This window comes from Candidatus Aquicultor sp., assembly GCF_054640775.1.
Map to the genome: position 1 here is coordinate 1 of NZ_JBTSLF010000189.1, position 4,529 is coordinate 4,529.

Below are 4,529 nucleotides of genomic sequence, written 5' to 3' on the forward strand. Positions count from 1 at the left end.
CGACAAACACTTTGTAATCCAATGTAACAGTTGAACCACTTTTAATTGGCATATCTTACCTCTCCTTTTAAACCGGCGACTATAAAGGATGGGGTTCAATCTGAACCCCGCGTATCAAAAACTCTTTATACCGATTTGCAGATTTTTTTAACCATAACCGTAATCAAGCCCCGTGTAAAGGGAACGCTCAATCGCCGTCGGGTGAGGTCAAGATTGCCATCGCCTCATCGAGGCTTTTTACTAAAGCGCAACTTTCCTTTTCGCGCAAGATGTTGTAGATATCCTCGACTTGCTCTTCGGGATTAATGAGGAGCAGTTTGCCACCTACCTCGGACATGTGCCTGCAGCAATCATCGAGGGCGTGGAATCCTGCCACATCCAAGAATACTAATTTGCTTATATCAACGACTATTCCTTTGTATCCCTCAGAAGTCAGGGAGTCCATAGCGGCATGAGCGAATGATGCGGTAAATGCATCACACTCGCCGTCAAGCGCTACAAGCGGGATACCATCTGTACTCTTGATACTTATTCTTAGTTGGAATTGCTCTTCAGAGTCGTTCATGTTCGCCCCCTTCTAAGCTTAAATGTATCTTAATCGGCGTTATAGTGCAAATAAGGATAACTGCCGCTTATGCCTTTTGGTTTGGCTAATCTGCTGATACAATATTACAAGTTATCGCGTTAGGGGATATGCGTGGGATATAACGATTACCTGCAGGCACGAGAGTTCATACAGGGATTTCAGTCATACTTTTTAATCGCCTTTATTTTTACTTCTTCGCTTCTTGCCATCTTTAGCGTTTTGAAAAGCAAAGACACCGGACGCGTCCTGGCGGCGAACATCGTAATCCTTTTAGCGGGGTTCTTACTACTCATCTGGTTCCATATCAGGACATATGAAAGTATCGAGCTTATTAATCCCATTAACAAGGCGGCGATGGGAAGAGTGATGGCGCCGCTGTGGATCGAAAACGAGAAGCTTTACTTCTGGGCGATCTTCCTGGGATTATTCACGTATTTCGTCTACAGGCGCAACCGGGATACGCAGTTCGCCACATGGTTAAACATCGTATTTAGCGGCTTTATCATCCTCACCATGGTCACATCCAACCCGTTTGTAGCCCCACTTCCCGGGCTTCACCAGGAGATCGCTAATTATCAGATGGCTCTAAACGGGGGAGATGCCTACGCTCAGATGCAGTACTTCCAGAGCTTCTACGGTCGCGTCACCTATTTCTACAATTCGACATATATGTGGGTGCATCCACCACTCTTATTCATATCTTACGCAGCGCTTATCGTATCGTTTCTTGCGTCCGTATTCATGCTGGTCAAAAGAGAGGACTTGTATGATAAGATCGCCTATACCTATGCAAAGCTAGGGTATCTTCTCTTAACGTTCGGGATGCTGGTGAGCTATCCCTGGGCGCTTACGGCATGGGCAAACGAGCCGTGGTGGTGGTCGCCCAAGATCAACATGTCGCTGATGATGTGGATGTTTTACACCGCATACCTGCACTCAAGGCTTCACCTGCACAGGCGTGGCATGTGGAATACCGCTGCAGCCCTCGGCATCCTCTGTTTTGTAGTGCTTGTTCTGACATATGTCACGACTTACGTTGTACCCGGGGTGCATTCGTATGGGTAAGGTGCGGGTCGGGCTTAGAGAAGCGTTTTGTTGGTTGGCGCGGGTTTGGAGGGTTAGTTGTTTGAGGTGAGAAAACCCGGTATATATGATTTCGTGCTGGCAATGGCTACAATTCTTATATTGGTCGGGCTTTCCGCTGTCTCGATTTACGGGACGATCGAGAGCTGGGTCAACTCGATACAAGATCCAAACTGGACGTCAACTTTACTCTATGGTGAGTACCTGGGCAGGATGAATGCGTATGCATATCCCTTTGTCATCGCGCTGGTGCTTGTGCTGTGTATGTGTATCCCCAAGCGGTTCATCCCCCGGAGTTATCTGCTACAGCTAAGCTTGGTACTCCTGGCGATCTGCGTGGGAGTAAGCTTGGCATGGGGGTTGGTGGCCGGGCTTGGGTTGTTGCTTATCGCATCTTTGGTAATCCAGATGATGGTGGTCATGATGCTCTTGGCGAGATCGGGAAGCCTGGTGTTCGAGCGGGAGGGGCCTATAGTGCAATTGGGGTCGGCGCTTCTTCACCTTGGCTTTGTTGTTTTCGCACTGGATATCCTCCTTATCAAGGATATGCAAAACCACGTCAATGTGTTCTGGTTTGCCACTGTTTTGATTACCGGTGGCACGGTTCTCTCGTTCTATTCGCGGGAGCTTGCGCTGGCATTTCGGGGAAGGCGTGGGCGGCAGGCAGAAGCTGATGACGACTTCGAAAATGGGCCGGGGATAGATGCGGTAGAATATTAGTTTACATAATCTTGTAATCATAAGGCATTCCTGAGAAAATCAATTTAGTGATTGTTTGGTATTGAGGAGATGGTACGATGGCTAAACGTAAAGAAAAAGGCAAATCAGTAGGAAAAGTTCACCAGAGCAAAGGAAGCCCACGGGCAGCACAGCAGGAATCGACGAAAAGTATGGCTCCGTGGTTCATCGTGGGAGCGGCCGTCCTGGGTTTGGTTATTTATGTAGCTCTTTCAATGTCTTCGGGATCGAACTTAACTAGCAGTCAGGTAAGCCAAAATACGCAGACATCGCTTGCGGCGCCGATGAACGGGGTGGAGGAATTTTCGGCCGGACAGATCGATGCGTCCAAAGCAGAACTAACCACCTTTAAGATGGACGAGCTTGCGGGCACCGATTGCGTGCAAACGATTATGAAAGAGATTGTTAAGCTAGGGGCCGTTGGCAATATTAAGGCGGATTACTCTAATAAGCTTTTGGAAATGCAGTACGATCCTACCAAGGTGACGGTTGCTAAGTTGATCGATGCTATGATTAAGGGCCAGCACCCGGGCCGGGTCACGACCGAGAAGATAGTCAAGAAGAAGCCCCCGATTTATGTTGGCGGAAGCATTGTCGAGGAAACCGGTGCAGCCGGAGATGCAAACAGCAGTAGCACCGGCACCGGAGGTATTAAATAACCATGAAGAAAAGCCCCGCCGGATAGCGGGGCTTTGTTGTCTAGTTCGTTGTGGTTTAGTCGCCGGATACTTTCAATATTTCGATTTCAAATCGCAGTTGCCGCCCGGCTAGCTCGTGGTTGAAGTCTATGACCACGAGCTCGTCGTTCTCTTCGATTACGATGCCTACCACCATCTCGCCATCAGGCGATTTCGCGGGGACCTGTGCGTGCAGGTGAACGTTGGCTTCTTTCGGGATGTTCTCCTTGGGGACACGAACGATCTTATCTTCCTGGGGCATCCCGTATGCTTCATCCGGCTCAACGGTGATATCTGCCGTATCGCCTTCTTTGAGGCCCAGCATTGCTTGTTCAAGGCCGGGTATGAGGTGGCCTTCACCCTGTACGTATATCATCGGCTTATCGGGTAGGGTCTCATCCATGAGTTCCTCGCCGGAGAAAAGCCTATATGAAAACGTTACTTCTGATCCATCTTTGATTACCATACAAAATCCTTTCTTGCCCGTATGGGCAGTGCAAAATTAACCGGCCTTAGCCAAAAATCCAGCCGCCGTATTCTTCGAAGTAGTAAGCGGGGTCTTCTAGGTACCGTTTTGAGTAGGCGAGAAGATCGTAGTGCTCTTTCTCTTCGTAGAGCATGAACCTGAAGAACGTCTCCACTTTCTCGTCCTGCGGCACAGCCAGGGCACGTTCGTAAAGGTCGTAGCTTTTTGTTTCAAGCAACATGGCCACATCGTAGATATCCAGGTCGTTGCTGTTGGGATCGACGTTTTTCTCGGCCTCTTTCATCCGTGCCTGAGCCATTATGCGGATTCTATCCGTAAGTTCGAGGCCGCATTCGGCATCAAAATCGAACTCGCCTTTACCAAGAAGGGAGTCGTTGAATTCTGCGATTTTTCGAACGTGCTCGATTTCCTCATCGGCCAGAAATTCCAGGACCTTTTTCGCGAAGGGGTCGGTTACTTTATCGAGGAGTTGGCGATAAAAGATCTCACCATTTTTCTCAAATTCAAATGCGACGTGTAGCGCCTCGCAGTACGCTTGCTCCATTAGAATCATTCCTTTCTCAAGCTTACATAGAATTTAGCTGTTATTTTTAACCAATGCAAGCAGGATTCTTTTAAAACGGCTTACGCCAGCTGTTTGTTTGGATTATTTCCAAGGCGGATTTTTGGACAGAGGACAAAAAAGGATTGGATGTGTGCCGCCCACATTAGGACGGACTATGCTCTATGGTGGGGGCGGGCGATGGCAGAAGGCAGCAAGAGTGTGCTAAGAACGGCGGTTTTTTTGGGCGGTGGGTGCTAAGCAGCCCGGCCTACAGGAGGGTGCCCTTGTCTCGCCTCAAAGTTCGCGACCTGCCTACGCTTGTCCCTTATGTGGGGTAAAATCCTATCCGGCCCCGAAAGGGCCACGGATTTTTCAACCACCACATAAGCGACAATCTCCGGCCCACGTCGCTCA

6 protein-coding genes are annotated in these 4,529 nt (G+C 49.1%); 3 read left to right on the top strand and 3 right to left on the bottom strand.

Annotation, left to right across the window (positions count from 1 at the left end; translation table 11 throughout):
• Window positions 1–187: 187 nt before the first annotated feature.
• Window positions 188–565: an STAS domain-containing protein gene (locus ACYC56_RS12355; protein WP_461374483.1), complete on the bottom strand. Its 378-nt coding sequence runs from the start codon at window positions 563–565 to the stop codon at window positions 188–190.
• A 132-nt stretch (window positions 566–697) separates the two neighbouring features.
• On the opposite strand from ACYC56_RS12355, the gene ccsA reads away from it, so the two are divergent.
• The 3 genes from ccsA to ACYC56_RS12370 all read left to right on the top strand — a co-directional run bounded on the left by ccsA (window position 698) and on the right by ACYC56_RS12370 (window position 3,066).
• Window positions 698–1,651, top strand: a complete 954-nt coding sequence (ccsA, locus tag ACYC56_RS12360) for a cytochrome c biogenesis protein CcsA (RefSeq protein WP_461374484.1) — start codon at window positions 698–700, stop codon at window positions 1,649–1,651.
• Between the two features lie 57 nt (window positions 1,652–1,708).
• Complete coding sequence (locus ACYC56_RS12365) at window positions 1,709–2,389, top strand: hypothetical protein (RefSeq protein ID WP_461374485.1); 681 nt, start codon at window positions 1,709–1,711, stop codon at window positions 2,387–2,389.
• A gap of 77 nt (window positions 2,390–2,466) precedes the next feature.
• Window positions 2,467–3,066, top strand: coding sequence for a cation transporter (locus ACYC56_RS12370; RefSeq protein WP_461374486.1), 600 nt, complete (start codon window positions 2,467–2,469; stop codon window positions 3,064–3,066).
• A gap of 55 nt (window positions 3,067–3,121) precedes the next feature.
• Here ACYC56_RS12370 and ACYC56_RS12375 read toward each other — a convergent pair whose 3' ends face one another.
• Complete coding sequence (locus ACYC56_RS12375) at window positions 3,122–3,550, bottom strand: FKBP-type peptidyl-prolyl cis-trans isomerase (protein ID WP_461374487.1); 429 nt, start codon at window positions 3,548–3,550, stop codon at window positions 3,122–3,124.
• Window positions 3,551–3,596: 46 nt separating this feature from the next.
• The gene (locus tag ACYC56_RS12380) at window positions 3,597–4,115 is read right to left on the bottom strand and encodes a ferritin family protein (protein ID WP_461374488.1); all 519 of its coding nucleotides are present in this window, start codon (window positions 4,113–4,115) and stop codon (window positions 3,597–3,599) included.
• Window positions 4,116–4,529 lie beyond the last annotated feature (414 nt).